At 70.7% G+C, this 17,362-nt stretch carries 14 protein-coding genes and 3 tRNA genes; 9 read left to right on the forward strand and 8 right to left on the reverse strand.

All coding sequences use genetic code 11. The features are described 5' to 3' along the window. Window position 1 precedes the first annotated feature (1 nt). From ACFQVD_RS06660 to ACFQVD_RS06680, 5 genes are read right to left on the reverse strand one after another with little or no spacing between them, the layout of a single operon-like run. Window positions 2-913 (reverse strand): radical SAM protein, encoded by a 912-nt coding sequence (locus ACFQVD_RS06660; protein ID WP_343982375.1) that lies wholly within the window; start codon window positions 911-913, stop codon window positions 2-4. Between the two features lie 7 nt (window positions 914-920). Then, window positions 921-2,171 carry a DUF6365 family protein gene (locus ACFQVD_RS06665; RefSeq protein WP_343982372.1) on the reverse strand — a complete coding sequence of 417 codons (1,251 nt, stop codon included), beginning with the start codon at window positions 2,169-2,171 and terminating at the stop codon, window positions 921-923. Then, the gene (locus ACFQVD_RS06670) at window positions 2,168-2,953 is read right to left on the reverse strand and encodes a sugar phosphate nucleotidyltransferase (RefSeq protein ID WP_343982369.1); all 786 of its coding nucleotides are present in this window, start codon (window positions 2,951-2,953) and stop codon (window positions 2,168-2,170) included. The genes ACFQVD_RS06665 and ACFQVD_RS06670 overlap by 4 nt, the downstream gene beginning before the upstream one ends. Beyond that, window positions 2,950-4,029, reverse strand: a complete 1,080-nt coding sequence (locus tag ACFQVD_RS06675) for a radical SAM protein (protein WP_343982365.1) — start codon at window positions 4,027-4,029, stop codon at window positions 2,950-2,952. Before ACFQVD_RS06675 ends, ACFQVD_RS06670 begins: the two co-directional genes overlap by 4 nt. Window positions 4,030-4,046: 17 nt before the next feature. Beyond that, a complete protein-coding gene (locus ACFQVD_RS06680; RefSeq protein ID WP_343982362.1) occupies window positions 4,047-4,274 on the reverse strand; it encodes a hypothetical protein in 228 nt (75 codons plus the stop codon). 268 nt (window positions 4,275-4,542) lie between these two features. On the opposite strand from ACFQVD_RS06680, the gene ACFQVD_RS06685 reads away from it, so the two are divergent. Beyond that, window positions 4,543-5,532, forward strand: a complete 990-nt coding sequence (locus ACFQVD_RS06685; protein ID WP_364154564.1) for a radical SAM protein — start codon at window positions 4,543-4,545, stop codon at window positions 5,530-5,532. A gap of 105 nt (window positions 5,533-5,637) precedes the next feature. Here the strand turns inward: ACFQVD_RS06685 and ACFQVD_RS06690 are convergent, their stop codons facing one another. Beyond that, window positions 5,638-6,609 (reverse strand): alpha/beta hydrolase, encoded by a 972-nt coding sequence (locus tag ACFQVD_RS06690; RefSeq protein WP_386270618.1) that lies wholly within the window; start codon window positions 6,607-6,609, stop codon window positions 5,638-5,640. Window positions 6,610-7,170: 561 nt separating this feature from the next. Here ACFQVD_RS06690 and ACFQVD_RS06695 point away from each other — a divergent pair. The 3 genes from ACFQVD_RS06695 (at window position 7,171) to ACFQVD_RS06705 (ending at window position 7,589) form a co-directional block, all read left to right on the forward strand. Next, window positions 7,171-7,242: transfer RNA gene (locus ACFQVD_RS06695), tRNA-Gly, on the forward strand. A 120-nt stretch (window positions 7,243-7,362) separates the two neighbouring features. Next, window positions 7,363-7,435: transfer RNA gene (locus ACFQVD_RS06700), tRNA-Pro, on the forward strand. Window positions 7,436-7,516: 81 nt separating this feature from the next. After that, window positions 7,517-7,589, forward strand: a tRNA-Leu gene (locus ACFQVD_RS06705). A gap of 31 nt (window positions 7,590-7,620) precedes the next feature. Here ACFQVD_RS06705 and ACFQVD_RS06710 read toward each other — a convergent pair. Then, window positions 7,621-8,124 carry an NUDIX hydrolase gene (locus tag ACFQVD_RS06710; protein WP_343974038.1) on the reverse strand — a complete coding sequence of 168 codons (504 nt, stop codon included), beginning with the start codon at window positions 8,122-8,124 and terminating at the stop codon, window positions 7,621-7,623. A 330-nt stretch (window positions 8,125-8,454) separates the two neighbouring features. Between ACFQVD_RS06710 and kdpF the strand changes: the two genes are divergently transcribed. The 5 genes from kdpF to ACFQVD_RS06735 are packed head-to-tail and all read left to right on the forward strand — an operon-like array spanning window position 8,455 to window position 15,809. Beyond that, window positions 8,455-8,544 (forward strand): K(+)-transporting ATPase subunit F, encoded by a 90-nt coding sequence (kdpF, locus tag ACFQVD_RS06715; protein WP_037972605.1) that lies wholly within the window; start codon window positions 8,455-8,457, stop codon window positions 8,542-8,544. Then, a complete protein-coding gene (gene kdpA / locus ACFQVD_RS06720) occupies window positions 8,544-10,205 on the forward strand; it encodes a potassium-transporting ATPase subunit KdpA (RefSeq protein WP_343974045.1) in 1,662 nt (553 codons plus the stop codon). The genes kdpF and kdpA overlap by 1 nt, the downstream gene beginning before the upstream one ends. Next, entirely contained in the window at window positions 10,205-12,337 is a 2,133-nt protein-coding gene (kdpB, locus tag ACFQVD_RS06725; protein WP_364154575.1) for a potassium-transporting ATPase subunit KdpB, read from the forward strand. Before kdpA ends, kdpB begins: the two co-directional genes overlap by 1 nt. Window positions 12,338-12,346: 9 nt before the next feature. Next, the gene (locus ACFQVD_RS06730; protein ID WP_386270621.1) at window positions 12,347-13,195 is read left to right on the forward strand and encodes a potassium-transporting ATPase subunit C; all 849 of its coding nucleotides are present in this window, start codon (window positions 12,347-12,349) and stop codon (window positions 13,193-13,195) included. A gap of 49 nt (window positions 13,196-13,244) precedes the next feature. Continuing rightward, the gene (locus tag ACFQVD_RS06735; protein WP_386270623.1) at window positions 13,245-15,809 is read left to right on the forward strand and encodes a DUF4118 domain-containing protein; all 2,565 of its coding nucleotides are present in this window, start codon (window positions 13,245-13,247) and stop codon (window positions 15,807-15,809) included. A gap of 76 nt (window positions 15,810-15,885) precedes the next feature. Here the strand turns inward: ACFQVD_RS06735 and ACFQVD_RS06740 are convergent, their stop codons facing one another. Next, entirely contained in the window at window positions 15,886-17,232 is a 1,347-nt protein-coding gene (locus ACFQVD_RS06740) for a cation:proton antiporter (protein ID WP_343973445.1), read from the reverse strand. Window positions 17,233-17,362 lie beyond the last annotated feature (130 nt).

A 17,362-nucleotide genomic window follows, 5' to 3' on the forward strand; every position in this document is an offset into this window, starting at 1 on the left:
CTCACCCGCCGATGGGGTACGGCTGGCGCAGGCCGAACTCTTCCCAGCCGCGGCGCTCGGCGTACTCGTTGTAGACCCCGCCGCACTGCGTCCGCAGCGGGCAGCCGTCGCAGGGCGGCCCGTACGAGCGCATCTGCTCGTCCATGAACGCGTCGTAGTCGTCCAGGACGTTGCCCTGGTACATCATCCGGATCGAGCGCGTGCCGTCCTCGATGGCCAGTGCCTCGTGCGGGGTGACCACGCAGAGCGGGAAGCCCTCCAGGGTCAGCCGCGCCGGTGAGGCGAGCATCATCTCGATCACCGGCAGCAGGTGATCACGGGTCTCGGCGACCGTGGGCGCCTGCATGTCGAGGGCGAAGAAGCCGCTGCCCACCGGGTGCAGGTTGGAGATGTTGACGTGGTCGACCCCCAGCTCGACGCAGAGCCGGCAGATGTCCATCAGCCGGCCCATGTTGAGCCGGGTGATGACGGTGTTGGTCCGCACGGCGACGCCCGAGCGCTTGGCGTTGCGGATGCCCTCGATCGTCTCGTCGAACCCGCCGGGCGTCTGGGTCAGGCAGTCCTGGATCACCGAGGTGGAACCGTGCAGCGAGACCACGAACAGCTCGACCCCGGCCTCGGCGAGGCGCTGGGTGAACTCCGGGTCCTTCAGGCGGCGCGCGTTGGTCTGGATCTCCACCCGCGGGTACTCCAGCAGCCGGATCGTACGCAGCAGCTCGAACAGGCGCGGATGGATCGTCGGCTCCCCGCCGTGCAGGTTCACCGACGCGTACCCCTGCCCCGAGTTCTCGGCGAGGAAGCGGATCAGGTCGCCGTACTCCACGCTGTCGGACTTCGCCAGCGGCGACCCCACGACGCAGAAGCCGCACTTCTCGTTGCACAGGTCGGTCACGTGCATGCTCAGCTGTTTCATGTCCACCTCACACCAGGCCCAGGCGGCGCGCCGCCGAGGCGAAGACCTCGGGGGTGCCGGGATGATCGGTCAGCGTCTCCAGGTACGCGGCCCGCTCGCGTGCCAGGTCGTCCTGGACCCCTCGGTCGTACAGCACGCCGTGCAGCGCGGACAGCACGGCGGGCTCGTCGAGCAGCTCGGCGTGAGCGAAGGTCGATATATAGGGATTTTTCGCCACGATGGGATCGAGGAAGCTGTGGAACCCCAGCGGCCACATCCGGAACGGATACATGGGCAGGGTCCGCGACAGCCAGGAGCGGACGTCCTCCGACAGGCCGGACAGCTCCGCCTCGACCCGGTCGATGTCCGGTTTCTCCGGGACGTCGAACCGGTTGGTCAGCACCAGCCCGGGGATGTCGGACAGCACGGCCCTGGCCAGGGTGGTGGCGCCCAGGTTGAGCGTCAGCACCAGGTCGACCGAGCCCAGCAGCACGTTGAACCGGTGCGGCGAGCAGGCGGGAATGACATGGGCGCGGTCGGCCAGATCCGCCAGCACCGGCGGCACGCTGCCCACCAGCACGAAGCGGGCGCTGGGCGGCAGCTGCCGCAGGTAGTGCACGAGCAGTTCGGGAACCTGGTCGGCGATCCGGTCGCCGTTCTCGTCGGCGTACCTGTCCTGCTGCCATCCGGCCACCGCGAGCAGCACCATCCGGTCCTCCGGCGCCATCCCGAACGTCTCGCGCAGGTGGTGGCGGGTACGGCGGCTGACCCGCTCGTTGCCCTCCCAGAGCCGGAAGGGGTACGTTCCCGGCTCCTCGTCCAGATGACAGATCGGCACCGGGCGCAGGTGGGTGGGCATGTCCATGATCCGCCGGGTGACGCCCATCGACTTGCCCTGGAAGACGTCCACCGCGAACTCGGTGTTGGCCCACTCCCAGATGTCGATCGGCATGATCGGCAGGCCGTACCGTTCGATGAACCACGGGTCGATGCCGTAGCGCTTGGGGAACACGCCGCAGTAGGTGAAGTAGTCGGACAGCACGATCGCGTCCGGGCGGAAGTCGCGGACCGTCTCGTCCACCAGCAGCGTGGCGAAGGAGCCCATCGAGTTGTTCAGCACCAGGTACGGGAAACCGCTGCCACGCAGCAGCCTCTCCGACGTGGGCTCGACGATGAAGAAGCTCTCGATTCCGGCCACCCTGAGCTGGCGGGCCAGCGACATGCCGATCAGCGTCTCGCCGTATCCGGCGCTGCTCATCGCGAAGAAGAGAAGTCTCACGGACCCACCGCCAGAAGTGAGGGGCCCTCCATGGACCGGCGGACGGCGAGCGGTGTCCCGACGTCCTGGAACGTGCCGCCGGGGAACTCGACGGCGCGGACCCGCAGGCCGCTGCGGACCGCGAGGTCGAAGTAGTGGCCGAGCACCGGCTCGCCGTTCCGGGGGGCCTTCTCCCGGGTGTCCTGGATCAGCCCCTCGTGCAGGAGCCTCGTGAAGGCGCCCCCCCAGATCGCCGCGCCCCAGGTGTTCATGACCGGCGGGTCGGCGGGCTTGTCGAACACCCGGTGTACCCGGTCTCCGCGCAGGATGACCGGGCCGAGGCGGTGCGCGTCCGGCGTGGGGAAGACCGCGAGCGCGAGGTCGGCCCCCGTCTCCTCGTAGACGCGGCGCAGCCGGGTCAGCGCGTCGGGCGGGGTGAAGATCGTGTCGGGCATGACGAACACGACGTCGCGCCCCCGGGTCCATTCCCGGGCCAGGTCGAGTGCCCAGGCCAGGCCGCGCGCCTCCTCCTGGAGGAGGTAGGCGATGTCGACGCCGAGGTGGCGCCCGTCGCCGAGGTAGCCGACCACCTCCAGCTTCCACGGGGCCACCACCACGATCGCGCTGCCGACCCCCGCACCGGCCAGCGACTCCAGCGCGTACTCGGCGACGGGACGCAGCCGGGCGCCTCCCTCGGCCTGCTCGTACACGATGGGCAGCAGTTCCTTGGGGTAGCGCAGCGGGGCCATCCGGGTGCCCCGGCCGGCGGCGGGTACGAGTCCGACGAAGTCCGTGCTCGTCAAGTGCCACTCCTTACTGGTTGGGGAGCGACCGGTTGGGGAGCGCCGCTCAGCTGTGGGGGAGCGCCGGGCGCGGGCCGTGGTTCGGGAGGTCGCTCGCCGAACCGGACCAGCCGGATGGCGTCGATCAGCTCGCGCTGGAAGGGGTCGGCCGCGATCTCACGCAACCGGGCCCGCCCGTCGAGTGAGCGGAGCATCTTGTAACAGAGGTCGCAGCCGTTGGTGAAGGTCGCCCCCTTGAACAGCCCGCGCACCGCGGGGGAGGAGGCCACCATGCGTGCCACGCCCTGCGGCCCGTACACCCGCAGGAACTGGTACTCGTAGTTGCGGTCGGCGTCGGCGAGGATCTCCTGGAACGACTTCTCGTGCAGGTTGCCCATGAAGTAGGCCAGGTCGGAGAGCGTGACGTAGGCCCCGGCCTTGCCGATGTGGCAGGCGGACAGGTCGCCGTTCGGGTTGATCAGCGGGGTCTCCAGGTAGCACGAGGCCGAGAAGTGCTCGGGGTCGGGAGGCAGGCCCACCTGGTGCGCCGTCTTGATGAACGGGGTGGGGATCACCCGGTCCACATGCACCCGCACCCGATCCTCGAAGCGCCGGTACAGCCCGCGGATCCGCTCCTCCTCGTGGTCCTCGGCGATGGTGATGCAGAGGCTGATCTCGGGGATCTCCCTGGCGATCGCCCCCTCGATCACGTTGACCACGTGCTGGGTGGGGACGCGTTCCTGGTGGTAGACGTCGGTGCTCAGAAAGAGCCGGGTGAGGCCGGGCAACTGCCCGAGGATCTTGTCCACCGTCGCGGCCGAGCGCCCCCAGAAGCTGCTGGTGAACACCGAGATCCGCGGCCTGCCGGGGTGGCCGGCGGCGGCCCCGACCCCGGATCTGAGCATCCGGAATCGCTGGAAGGGCTCGCCGCCGGTGAAGATGATCTCCGGGATGCCGCTGTCGCACGCCTGTGCCACCCAGCGCCCGATCTCGTCCGCGGTCGGCTGGCGGTCCCGCGTGGAGCCGGTGAAGCCGCAGTGCCGGCAGCCCACCGTGCAGATCTCGGTGACGCTGACCAGTATCGAGTTGAAGTGCACGACACCCCCAGAGATGTTTAGTAGTAGCCGCCGCCGCCGGGCTCCTTGACGGGGACCGTGTGCGCCTGGACTGCGGGCTTGAGCAGGCCGGCGCCGGCCAGCTCCTTGATCTGGTCGATGTGGTCGGCGCCGAGGTTGTACTCGGTGGCGACCGACTCGGGGTCACTGAGCAGCTGCTCGGCGAACCCGGGGTCGGAGGCGGCGCGTTGCACGAGATCGCGAACGCGTGGAGACGAGTCGCTCATTGGTCCCTCCCATGGGACGGGGTTTCGTGGGCCGGTCGGGCTTCCCACGCGATCAAGGTATGAATCCGGCGGACTCCGAACCACCGCCTGGCAGGCGTATTCCGGGGCCGCCGGGAGGCGGAGGGCACGTCTCGGGCCGGCTGTCCGGCCGCGTGCGATGGCCTACGCGTCCGACGCGGTGGCCTAGATCCCCGCCGGTGTGGCGTAAACGGCGCGCGGCGCGGGCGGGGGCGGCCACCGCGGCGCGAGGCGGCGTAGCGTCGGGGGCATGCTCAGGTTCGCCGAGCTCGACGCCCTGCGGCGGCAACGCGGAAGGTCGGCCCTGCTCCTCATCACCGACCGGTGCCCGGTCGGCTGCGCGCACTGCTCGGTCGACTCCCGCCCGGACGGCCCGCGCGTCACCGACCACGCCCTCTTCGCGGAGATCGTCGAAGGGCTCTGCGCGGACGAGGCACTGCGGGTCGTCGGTGTCTCAGGCGGGGAGCCGTTCGTGGAGCGGCGCGCCCTCGCCCACGCGGCCCGGCGGATCCACGCCTCGGGCAAGGCACTCGTCCCCTACACCAGCGGCTACTGGGGCGCGGGCGGCGATCCCCCCGGATGGATCCGGTCCGTGCTGCGCCTGTCGGCCTGCGTCGTGCTGGGCGTCGACGCCCACCACCCGAGCCCGCGCGCCGCCGTGGCCGCCGCCGCCCGTGCCGTCGCCGCCGAGGGGGCGTGGCTGGTGGCGCAGGTACTGGACGATCCCGCCCAGATCGAGGCGGCCCGGGACCTCCTCTCCGGCGCGCTGGGGGAGGGCTGGCGCGATCTCGCCGAGATCCACCCGGTCCCGCCCCTGCCGTACGGCCGCGCCCGCGGCCTGTTCCCCGAGGTACGTCGCGTGCCCGGCGCGCGGCTGGGCCGGTGCGCGATCGCGCACACCCCGACGGTCCGCTACGACGGGCGGATCTCGGCCTGCTGCGACGAGAACGTCATCATGGGGGCAGGCCCGCCCGACCTGCACCGCGCCGCCCGCGACCGCGACGGCGTGCGCCGGGCCCTGGCCGATCTCGCCGCCGACCCGTTCCTCGCGGTCCTCGGCTCCCTGGGGACGGAGGCGCTGACCGCCCTGCCCCGCTACCGCGACCTCGCGGAGCGGGAGTTCTCCGGCATCTGCGGGATCTGCCGCCACATGCTGAGACGCGCCGCGGGCGAGCGCGACACCCTCCTGCACGCGCTGGCGCTCCTTTCGCCGCCCGGGGAGGCGGACCCCCCGGGGTGAGCCCGCCGCTCCCCGAGAGCGGGCTCCGAACGCCGTCGGCCGAACGCCGTCGGCCGAACGCCGTCGGCCGAACGCCGTCGGCCGAACGCCGTCAGTCGAACGCCGTCAGCTGAACAGGGCCCGGCGCAGCGCGACCACCCGCTCGGCGGAGGCACGGCGGCTGATCTCCGCCTGCGGGAGCATCCCGTCGAAGCCGTGGAAGGCACCCGGGTAGAGATGGAACTCGGTGGAGACACCCGCCCGGACCAGTCGCAGGACGTAGTCGACGCACTCGTCCCTGAAGACCTCCAGCTCACCGACGTCGACGTACGCCGGGGGCAGGCCCGACAGGTCGGCCGCCCTGGCCGGGGCCGCGTACGGGGAGACGTCGTCGCCGCCTGCCCGCTCACCCAGCAGGGCCTTCCAGCCCAGGAGGTTCGCCGCCCGGTTCCACACGATCGCCTCGGCGAACTCCAGGCTGGACGGGGTGGTGTTGCGGTCGTCCAGCATCGGGCAGATCAGCAGCTGGAACGCCAGGGCCGGGCCGCCCCGGTCGCGGGCGAGCAGTACGGTTCCCGCGGCCAGGCCACCTCCGGCGCTGATCCCGCCCACCGCGATGCGATCCGGGTCCACCCCCAGTTCGGCGGCGTTCTTGGCGGTCCACACCAGGCCCGCGTAGCAGTCCTCGACCGGCGCCGGGTCAGGGTGCTCGGGAGCCAGGCGGTAGTCGACCGAGACGATCACGCATCCCAGTTCGGCGACGTAGTCGTTGAGGCGCGCGTCCTCCATCTCGACGTCGCCGAGGATCATCCCGCCGCCGTGGATCCAGTACAGGCAGGGAACGGTTTCCCGCCGCCCGGCCGGACGGTAGATCCGTAGCCGGATGTCGGGATCGCCGTCCGGGCCCGGCACCGTCCGGTCCTCGATCGTGACCCGCTCGTCCGGCGCGAGCGGAGCCAACGCGGCGCGCGCCGCGCTCAGTTGGAGACGGAGGCCGGGCAGGTCCTCCAGCCGTACGGCACCGAGGTCCGCGACCGGCAGGGGGGTCGCCTCGAGGGCGGCGGCCAGTCCGGGATCAAGGTTCGGATGAAATGCCATATCACTCCCATGAGATCGGTCCCTTCCGTCGATCATGCGTGAACCCGCGCCCCCTTCACAACCGCGACATGGCCGAGACGAGGGCACCGCCGGCCCCACCCGGCCGGCCCGGATCCACGGGTGAGGAGGGAGAGGTGAATTCCGTACCGATCGCGGAATCCGTCACCAGAAACGAACCCGACAAAAATAATTGGCGCCGAGGCTGGTTTTGCCCTTCAATGAACAAAGGCAGGGGAACTCGCCCCCGGCCCAGGGAAAGGAGTGGCCGTGAACCACGGTGCGTCGCCGGTGTGGCAGGTGAGGCTCCCCGCGTCCGCCCTGTTCAAAAGCATTGGTCAGGCTCCAGGATGGTCAGGCGGATAAACCCCGAAAGGGAAACCGCCGGGCCGCCAGAGACTCCGTCGCAGGCGGCTTCTTCATTTCCTCTTTCGCAGCGATAACCGGACGGCCGGTTTCCGAGATGGACAACTCCACAGTGCAGCACGTTGAACGCGAATTCGTTCGGGCTCCCCTTCCGGAGGGCGCGAAAGGACTCACCTCCGGGAGATTCCCGGGGGACACGCCGCAGAGGCCGAACCGGTAAGGCAGCCGGCTTCCACCCGGCAGGACGGGGTTCGAGTCCCCGCTGCGGCTCCGCCCTGAAAGAAGAGGGCCATGGGACTGGGACTCGGCGAGGGGAGTGGCGACCCCCGCCCGGTCGGCAGGCCCGCAGCGCGTCCGGTACGGCCCACGCCAACCGGCCCGGACGCGTGACGGAACGTGGCTCAGCAGGAAGAGCATCCGGCCAGGGACCGGAAGGCCGCAGGTTCGAGTCCTGCCGTTCCGACGACACCGTGTCACCACGGCGGCGCAGCACGGCGGCGCGGCATCGAACACGGCACCACCGGCGCGCCGCACGGCGCGCCAGGCCGCTCTGGCCCAACGGCAGAGGCGCCGCGCTCAGGACGCGGATGTTCGGGGTTCGAATCCCCGGGGCGGCACGCGATACGACGCCGGAGACGGCAGGGACGGCTATCCGCCGCTCCGCCAGGGCAGCAGGACGGGTTCCGCGGGAAGGTCTCCGGCCAGCAGGCCGGGTAGCAGGGCCGACAGGTTGACCGGGAAGACCAGTTCCCGGGTGGTCAGGAACTCCCGGTGCGGCCACCAGCGGTGCGCCGAGATCTGCGAGCGCTCCAGCTCCTCCTGCCCCGAGACGTCGACGGTGTGGCCGGCGACGCGCAGGAAGAAGAACGAGTCGGTCGCCTCGACCAGGACGTCGCCGAACTCGGCGAGGCCGGAGGTACGGGCCACGACGGGCCCCAGCCGCTCCTCCGCGACGTCCAGCCCGGTCTCCTCGCGCAGTTCGCGGACCGCGGCGGCGGCCAGGCTCTCCCCCTCGTGCACCCCTCCGCCCGGGGTGGCCCAGAAGTGCTCGGCGGGCCAGTGCGCGGGAGCCTGGAACCGGAACAGCAGGAGGCGGTCGTCGTCGTCGACCAGCAGGATACGGGCGCTGGGGCGGGAGATCGGGGCAGCCACCTTCCCGATCATAGAAGCCTCTCGCCCACGGTGTCGTTCGTACGGAAGCCGCCACCGGCGGGAGCCGGTGATCGGACGTCAAGCGGTCGTCAAGGTATGCCGGGCCCCGTCCGGGGGAGGCGTCAAGCCTGGGTGCCGGGGCGTATGGAAACCGTCAAGAGGCGCAATAAGCGCGGAAAGCAGCGCTTTCCTTGCATGTGCCCTGCCCGTCGGGCGGTGGTGAGAACAAACCCTGGATGCGAGGAGTGGGATGACAGACGTCATCTTCGTCGCCCTGACGATCGCGGTCTTCGCGTTCCTCGGGCTGGTCGTCAAGGCGGTGGAACGGCTGTGAGTACCGTCAACGCGGCCGGTCTGGTCGTGGTCGTCGGCCTGGTGGTCTTCATGGTCGTGGCCCTGCTCTTCCCGGAGCGCTTCTGATGACGTCGACCACGGCCGGAATCCTGTTCATCGGATCCCTCGTCGTCGCCCTCGCGGTGGTCCACCGGCCGCTGGGCGACTACATGTACCGCGTCTACCACGACACCGGGCACCTCGCCCCCGAGCGGATGATCTACCGGTTCGCCGGCGTGCGGCCGGACGCCGAGCAGAGGTGGGGGCTCTACGCCCGCAGCCTGCTGGCGTTCTCGGCGGTCTCCGTCCTTTTCCTCTACGGGCTGCAGCGGCTGCAGGACAGGCTGTTCCTGTCGTTGGGCCGGCCGCCGGTGACCGGCCACGTCGCGTGGAACACCGCGGTCAGCTTTGTCACCAACACCGACTGGCAGGCCTACTCCGGTGAGTCCACCATGGGCCACCTGGTGCAGATGTCCGGCCTGGCGGTGCAGAACTTCGTGTCCGCCGCGGTGGGCATGGCGGTGGCGATCACCCTGGTCCGCGGCTTCGCCCGGCAGAAGACCGAGGAACTGGGCAACTTCTGGGTGGACCTGGTCCGCGGCACCCTGCGCGTCCTGCTGCCGATCGCCCTCGTCGGCGCGGTCGTGCTGCTGGCGGGCGGACTGGTGCAGAACTTCGCCTCCCCGCACGAGGTGACCACCCTGACCGGCGGCGCCCAGGCGATCACCGGCGGCCCGGTGGCCGGCCAGGAGATCATCAAGGAGCTGGGCACCAACGGCGGCGGGTTCTACAACACGAACTCGGCGCACCCCTTCGAGAACGCCACGAGCCTGACCAACTGGGTGGAGATCTTCGCGATCCTCCTGATCCCCTTCGCGCTGCCCCGCACCTTCGGCCGTATGGTCGGCGACAGGCGGCAGGGCTACGCGATCGTCGCGGTCATGGGGATCCTGGCGCTGACCGGCGTCGCGCTGCTCACCGGGCTGGAGACCGCCCACGGCGGCACGGTCCCGCAGGCGGTGGGCGCCGCGCTGGAGGGCAAGGAGGTGCGCTTCGGCGTGCCGGGCTCCGCCGCCTTCGCCGCCGCCACCACCCTGACCTCGACCGGCGCGGTGAACTCCTCCCACGACTCGTTCACCGCGCTCGGCGGCATGATCACGATGATCGGCATGATGCTGGGCGAGGTCGCCCCCGGCGGCGTCGGCGCGGGTCTGTACGGCATCCTCGTCCTCGCGGTGATCACGGTCTTCGTGGCCGGGCTCATGGTCGGCCGTACCCCCGAATACCTGGGCAAGCGGATCGGCTCCCGGGAGATCAAGTTCGCCGCGATGTACTTCCTGGTCACGCCGGTGCTGGTGCTGACCGGCACGGCACTGGCGATGGGTTCGGCCGAGCGGCGGGCCGGCATGCTCAACAGCGGCCCGCACGGCTTCTCCGAGGTGCTGTACGCCTTCACCAGCGCGGCCAACAACAACGGCTCCGCGTTCGGCGGCCTCACCGCCGACACGCCGTGGTACACCGTGGCTCTCGGCCTGTGCATGGTCCTCGGCCGGTTCCTGCCGATCATCTTCGTGCTCGCGCTGGCCGGCTCCCTGGCCGTGCAGGCGCCGGTGCCCGTCTCGGCGGGCACCCTGCCCACCTACCGGCCGCAGTTCGTCGGCATGGTCGTCGGCGTGACGGTGATCCTCGTCGGGCTGACCTTCCTGCCCGCCCTGGCACTCGGCCCGCTCGCGGAGGGAATCCAGTGATGTTCATCCGGACGTTCCAGCTGCCGGGCCGTACCCCCACCCCCGGAAACGGCAGGGTGGGCGGCGGCCTCCTCCATCCCGGGCGACTGGTCACATCGCTGCCCGAGGCGTTCAGGAAGCTCAACCCGGCCACGCTCTGGCGCAACCCGGTGATGCTGATCGTCGAGATCGGCGCGGCCTTCAGCACGGCGCTCGCGGTGGTGAACCCCTCGTTCTTCGCCTGGGCCGCCGTGGTGTGGCTCTGGCTGACCGTGCTCTTCGCCAACCTGGCCGAGGCCGTCGCCGAGGGGCGCGGCAAGGCGCAGGCGGCCGCGTTGCGCGCCGCCAAGCGCGAGACCACGGCGCGGCGGCTGCGTGGCCGCGACTCCGCCGAGTGGGACGTCGTCGGGGCTCCCGAGCTGCTGCGGGGAGACTTCGTCGTGGTGGAGGCCGGAGAGATCATTCCAGGTGACGGCGACGTGGTCGACGGCATCGCCTCGGTGGACGAGTCGGCCATCACCGGTGAGTCGGCCCCGGTCATCCGCGAGTCGGGCGGTGACAGGTCGGCGGTGACCGGGGGCACCAAGGTGCTGAGCGACCGGATCGTCGTCCAGATCACCCAGCGGCCCGGCGAGAGCTTCATCGATCGGATGATCGCCCTGGTCGAGGGCGCCGGACGGCAGAAGACGCCCAACGAGATCGCCCTCAACATCCTGCTGGCCGCCCTGACGATCATCTTTCTGGTCGCCACCGCGACCATGCAGCCGATGGCGATCTACGCCAAGGCCCAGAACCCCGGGGTCCCGGACTCACCGGCCCTGACCGAGGACGGTGTCACCGGTGTCGTGCTGGTCGCGCTGCTGGTCTGCCTCATCCCGACCACCATCGGGGCGCTGCTGTCGGCGATCGGCATCGCCGGCATGGACCGCCTGGTCCAGCGCAACGTGCTCGCGATGAGCGGCCGCGCGGTCGAGGCCGCCGGGGACGTCAACACCCTGCTGCTGGACAAGACCGGCACCATCACCCTGGGCAACCGGCAGGCGTCGGCGTTCCTGACCGCCCCCGGAGTCTCCGCGGAGGAGCTGGCGGAGGCCGCGCAGCTGGCCAGCCTGGCCGACGAGACCCCCGAGGGCCGCTCGATCGTGGTCTACGCCAAGCAGCAGCACGGCCTGCGAGAGCGCCTGCCGGGAGAGCTCGCCCGCGCCCGGTGGATCGGGTTCACCGCGCAGACCCGGATGAGCGGCGTCGACCTCGAAGGGCGCCAGGTCCGCAAGGGCGCCGCCACCGCCGTGATGAAGTGGGTCCGCGAGCAGGGCGGCCACCCCGTCGAGGCGGTCGGAGGCATCGTCGACGCCGTCTCCGGCTCCGGTGGCACCCCGCTGGTCGTCGGTGAGATCGCCGACGGCCGGGCGCGGGTGTTGGGGGTGGTTCATCTCAAGGACGTGGTCAAGCAGGGGATGCGTGAGCGGTTCGACGAGATGCGCCGGATGGGCATCCGCACGGTCATGATCACGGGTGACAATCCGCTGACGGCCAGGGCGATCGCGGACGAGGCGGGGGTGGACGACTTCCTGGCCGAGGCGACTCCGGAGGACAAGCTCGCGCTGATCAGGTCGGAGCAGGAGGGCGGCCGGCTGGTCGCGATGACCGGTGACGGTACCAACGACGCGCCCGCGCTCGCGCAGGCCGATGTCGGGGTGGCGATGAACACCGGCACGTCGGCCGCCAAGGAGGCCGGCAACATGGTCGACCTCGACTCCAACCCGACCAAGCTCATCGAGATCGTCGAGATCGGCAAGCAGCTGCTCATCACCCGCGGCGCGCTGACGACGTTCTCGATCGCCAACGACATCGCCAAGTACTTCGCGATCATTCCCGCGATGTTCGCGGCGGTCTACCCGGGCCTGGACGCGCTGAACGTGATGCGTCTGGCCGGTCCGCAGTCGGCGATCCTGTCCGCGGTCGTCTTCAACGCCCTGGTGATCATCGCGCTGATCCCGCTCGCCCTGCGGGGTGTGCGCTACCGCCCCTCCAGCGCGTCGAAGCTGCTCAGCCGCAACCTCTACGTCTACGGTCTGGGCGGCATCGTCGCGCCCTTCATCGGCATCAAGCTGATAGACCTTCTCATCCACCTCCTTCCGGGAATGTCGTAAATGAAACACATGCCCATCTGGATGCACAGGTATCTCGCCGCGCTCCGCGCGCTGCTCGTCCTGACCCTGCTCACCGGTGCCCTCTACCCGCTGGTGGTCACCGGCATCGCTCAGCTCGCCTTCCACGACGGGGCCAACGGTTCCCTCGTGGAGAAGGACGGACGGGAGGTGGGCAGCGCGCTCGTCGGCCAGAACTTCACGGACGCGGCGGGCAGGCCCGTCGGGAGGTACTTCCAGAGCCGGCCGTCCATGGCCGGCGACGGCTACGACATGCTCTCCACCGCCGCGAGCAACCTGGGACCCGAGGACGTCGTGGACGTCCTGCCCGTTCCGGGTGCCGGGGGCGAGGGCAGACGGAGCCTGCTCACCCAGGTCTGCGCCCGCTCCAGGGCCGTCGGGGAACTGGAGGGCGTCAGCGGTGCCCGGCCGTACTGCACACCCGACGGCGTCGGTGCCGTGCTGAAGGTCTTCCCGGCGGCCGGCACCCCGACCAGGGCCGTCAGCGTCAACCAGGCCTGCCCCGCGCCCCCGTTCGTCGCCGAGTACCGTGGTGTCAGGGTCGAGTGCGGTAGACCCGGCGAGAGCTACGCGGCCGGCCGCACCGTTCCGGTCCGCGGTACGACGGTCCGGGCGGTCGTGCCCGCCGACGCGGTCACCGCCAGCGGCTCCGGCCTTGACCCGGACATCTCGGTCCCCTACGCCGAACTCCAGGCGGCCCGCGTGGCCAGGGAGCGCGGAGTACCAGTGGAGAGGGTCAGGCGGCTGATCGCGGAGAACACCACGGGCCGTTTCCTCGGCTTCATGGGCGAACCGGCGGTGAACGTCCTCGCACTCAATCTGGCGCTCGACGGAGGCTGACCTCCGCCCCGGGGCCGGGGACCGGGGTCTCCACACTCAAGGAGATGTGATGAACGTAAGACGGGGGCGGCTGCGGGTCTACCTCGGAGCCGCCCCGGGGGTCGGCAAGACCTACATGATGCTCTCCGAGGGCCACCGCCGCCTCACCAGAGGCACCGACGTGGTCGTGGGCCTCGTCGAGACCTACGACCGTCCCCGTACCGCGGAACTGCTCGAGGGCCTGGAGATCGTCCCGCGCAGGAGCATGGACCACCGCGGGTGCACGTTCACCGAACTCGACGTGGACGCCGTCATCGCCAGGAGGCCCAAGGTCGCGCTGATCGACGAGCTGGCCCACACCAACGTGCCCGGCTCGCGCAACACCAAGCGCTGGCAGGACGTCGAGGAGATCCTCGACGCGGGCATCGACGTCATCTCCACGGTCAACATCCAGCACCTGGAGTCGCTCAACGACGTGGTCGAGGAGATCACCGGGGTGGTTCAGCGCGAGACGATGCCCGACGAGGTGGTGCGCCGAGCCGACCAGGTGGAGTTGGTGGACATGGCCCCGGAGGCGCTGCGCCGCCGGATGGCGCACGGCAACGTCTACGCGCCGGAGAAGGTCGACGCGGCGCTGTCGAACTATTTCCGGGTCGGCAACCTGACCGCGCTGCGCGAGCTGGCCCTGTTGTGGGTCGCGGGCAAGGTCGACGAGCAGCTCGACCGCTACCGCGCCGAGCACGGCATCTCCGGCACCTGGGAGGCACGGGAGCGCGTCGTGGTCGCGCTGACCGGCGGCCCGGAAGGCGACACGCTGGTGCGCCGGGCCGCCAGGGTCGCGGCCAGGAGCAAGGGAGCCGACCTGCTGGCCGTGCACGTCACGCGCGCCGACGCGCTGGCCGGAGTGGATCCGGCGAGCATGGTCCGCCAGCGCACGCTGGTGGAGGACCTGGGCGGCACCTACCACCAGGTCGTCGGCGACGACATCCCGCGCGCCCTGCTCGACTTCGCGCGCGGCGTCAACGCCACCCAGCTGGTGCTGGGGGCGTCCCGGCGCGGCAGGTTCGCCCAGATCCTCTCCCGGGGGGTCGGGGTGACCACGATCGCGCAGTCGGGGTCCATAGACGTTCACATGGTCACCCACGAGGAGATGAAGAAAGGGCGCGACCGAGCCCCGTCGCGGGCCGCGCTGACCCGCCCCAGGCGGGTGACCGGCTGGGTCCTCGCGATGCTCGGGCTGCCGGTCCTGGCGTTGGGACTGCGCCTGCTCCGCGACGGGGTGAACCTGCCGAGCGACATACTGCTCTTCCTGCTCACGGTGATCGTGGTCGCCCTGGTGGGCGGCATGTGGCCGGCCGTCACCGCGGCCGTGTTCGGCTTCCTGCTGCTCAACTACTTCTTCACGGAGCCGCTCGCCGGCTTCACCATCGCGGACCCGGAGAATCTGTTCGCGCTGAGCGTCTACGTGCTGGTGGCCGTCATGGTGAGCGCCGTCGTCGACCTCGCCGCCCGCAGGACCAGGGAGGCGGCCCGCGCCCGTGCCGACGCGGAGATCCTCTCCACCCTGGCGGGACACGTGCTCCGCGGCGAGCACGTGCTCGCCTCGCTGCTCGCCCGGCTGAGGGAGACCTTCGGGCTGTCCTCGGTCACCCTGCTGGAACGTACCGGAGAGCCGGTGCCCGAGGACCAGGCCGACCCCGAGGCGTGGCGGATCGTCGCCGCCGCCGGCGTCGACGTGCCCTGCACCTCGCCCGGCGCCGCGGACACCGACGTGGTCATCGACGAGCGGCTCGTCCTCGCCGTACGGGGCAGGCTGCTGGAGGCCTCCGACCGGCGGGTGCTGGAGGCTTTCGCCGCCGAGGCGGCCGTTGCCCTGCGGCAGGACCGGCTGGAGGAGGAGGCGGAGCAGGCCAGGCCGCTGGCCGAGGCCGACAGGATGCGCACCGCGTTGCTCGCCGCGGTCAGCCATGATCTGCGCACCCCGCTCGCCTCGGCCAGGGCGGCCGTGGAGGGCCTGCGGGCCACCGACGTCGACTGGTCCCCGGAGGACAGGGCGGAGCTGCTGGCCACCGCCGACGAGTCCCTGGTCAAGCTGGACCGCCTGGTCGCCAACCTGCTCGACATGAGCCGGCTGCAGGCGGGGGTGCTCGGGGTGGCCCTGGAGGCGACCGCGCTGGAGGAGATCGTGCCGCGCGCCATCGACGATCTCGGCGAGCCGTCCCGGCGGATCGAGGGTGACGTCTCCGCCGGGCTGCCCGAGATCGTCGCCGACCAGGTGCTGCTGGAACGCATCCTGGTCAACCTCATGTCGAACGCCGTCCGCTACAGCCCCGAGGACATGAAGGTCCTCGTCACGGCCAGCGGGCACGGCGACCACGTGGAGATCCGCGTCGTCGACCGCGGTACGGGCATACCGCCCGAGGCCTATGACCGGATCTTCATGCCCTTCCAGCGGCTCGGTGACCGCGACAACCACACCGGTGTCGGCCTGGGCCTCGCGCTCTCCCGGGGGCTCGCCGAGGCGATGGGCGGCACGCTGCTGCCTGAGGAGACGCCCGGGGGCGGTCTCACCATGGTCCTGACACTTCCCGTCTTCCCGGGCCCGCGGGCGCCCCTCGCCGAGGAGGGCTCGTGACCCGCTTCCCGGCCGCCGCTGGCCGATCACCCCGACAAGGTCGGGGTGATCGGCCAGCGGCCGGGTCGGCGTACCGCTACAGCGGGTCGGCGCCGTTCGTCTGGGGCTGGTTCGACCAGGCGAGCTGCTCGTTCCTGCGCAACTCCTCCTCGGTGGTCTGCTCCACCCTGGCCATGGCCCAGCGCAGGATCGGCGGTGCCATGAGGGAGGTCACGATCGCCACCAGCACCACGATCGTGTAGACCTCGACGCTGAGGATGCCCAGCCGTAGGCCCACCATGGCCACGACCACCTCGATGACGCCCCGCGCGTTGAGTCCGGCGCCCAGGGCCAGGGCCTCCCATCGGTTGAGCCTGCTGGCGCGTGCTCCGGCGTAGGCCCCGAGGAATTTGCCGACGATCGCCACGACCAGGATGGCGAGCCCGGCGAGCAGCACCATCGGGTCGGCCAGGGACGTCAGGTCCATGCGCAGTCCGGCGGTGGCGAAGAAGATCGGTGCGAAGCCGGAGAGCACCACCGTGCGCAGCGGGGCGAGCCGCGACGGTTCGACGCCGCCCGCGGTGCCGATCAGCATGCCGCAGACGAAGGCGCCGAAGACCGCCTCCAGGCCCATCGCGTGCGTGGCGGCCGAGGCGAGCAGGATCAGCACGGCCGCGGTCGCGACGGACGAGCCGGAGTCCTCGTCCCGGGAGGTGAGCCGGAACGAGTGCCGCACGAGGGGGCGGCCCAGGGTGAGCGCGAAGACCACGACCGCCAGCAGGCAGGCCAGCGAGACCAGCACGCTCCCCGCGCGCAGGCCGGTGGTGGCCATGGCCGACACGATCGACAGCATGAACCAGCCGAACGCGTCGTCGATCATGCCCGCGGTGAGCGTGAGCTGCCCGATGTTGCGGTGGAGCAGCCCCATGTCCATCAGGGTCTTGGCGATGACCGGGATGGCGCTGACGCACATCGCGACGCCGAGGAAGAGCGCGAAGACCAGCGGCTCGGTTCCGGTGGGGATGAGTGTGGCCGGGAGCAGGAATCCGGCGCCGATGCCGAACGCGAGCGGCACCAGCAAGCCGCCGATGCTGACTCCGGCCGCCGTCGCGCCCCTGCGCCGGACCATCCCCATGTCCATGTGGATGCCGGTGATGCCGACGAGCAGTAGCACGCCGATCTGCCCGACCGCGTCGAGCAGGTGGAACTGGGCGCTGTCCTGCGGGAACAGCCAGGTGGACAGGCCGGGTGCGACATGGGCGAGGAAGGAGGGTCCCAGGACCACCCCGACGAACAGTTCACCGACGACGGCGGGCATGCCGAGTCGCCCGGCCAGGCGGCCGAAGGTGAGGGCGAGCAGCAGGAGCAGTCCCACCTGCAGTAAGAAGACGAGTAGTTGATGTGCGGCGATCGGCGCCACTGGTGCCGCGAGCGTGACGAGCACGACAGACCCCTCCGATTTTCGAGGTGCCGCCCCCTCTCCCCAGTCAGGACGACACAGTGCAGAGCTTGGCAAATCAAAGATCGGCAATCAACTCTTGAAGAGCTGCCCAAAATATGCGGCAGTACCTGTG

It is taken from the genome of Streptosporangium amethystogenes subsp. fukuiense (genome assembly GCF_042665875.1).
Taxonomy (GTDB): Bacteria; Actinomycetota; Actinomycetes; order Streptosporangiales; family Streptosporangiaceae; genus Streptosporangium; species Streptosporangium fukuiense.

Excerpts from the sequence above, each read along its gene's own strand:
- ACFQVD_RS06660 (WP_343982375.1), bottom strand. The coding sequence starts at position 913 with ATGAAACAGCTGAGCATGCACGTGACCGACCTGTGCAACGAGAAGTGC.
- ACFQVD_RS06680 (WP_343982362.1), bottom strand. The coding sequence starts at position 4,274 with ATGAGCGACTCGTCTCCACGCGTTCGCGATCTCGTGCAACGCGCCGCC.
- ACFQVD_RS06685 (WP_364154564.1), top strand. The coding sequence starts at position 4,543 with ATGCTCAGGTTCGCCGAGCTCGACGCCCTGCGGCGGCAACGCGGAAGG.
- ACFQVD_RS06690 (WP_386270618.1), bottom strand. The coding sequence starts at position 6,609 with ATGGCATTTCATCCGAACCTTGATCCCGGACTGGCCGCCGCCCTCGAG.
- kdpA (WP_343974045.1), top strand. The coding sequence starts at position 8,544 with ATGACGTCGACCACGGCCGGAATCCTGTTCATCGGATCCCTCGTCGTC.
- kdpB (WP_364154575.1), top strand. The coding sequence starts at position 10,205 with ATGTTCATCCGGACGTTCCAGCTGCCGGGCCGTACCCCCACCCCCGGA.
- ACFQVD_RS06730 (WP_386270621.1), top strand. The coding sequence starts at position 12,347 with ATGCCCATCTGGATGCACAGGTATCTCGCCGCGCTCCGCGCGCTGCTC.
- ACFQVD_RS06735 (WP_386270623.1), top strand. The coding sequence starts at position 13,245 with ATGAACGTAAGACGGGGGCGGCTGCGGGTCTACCTCGGAGCCGCCCCG.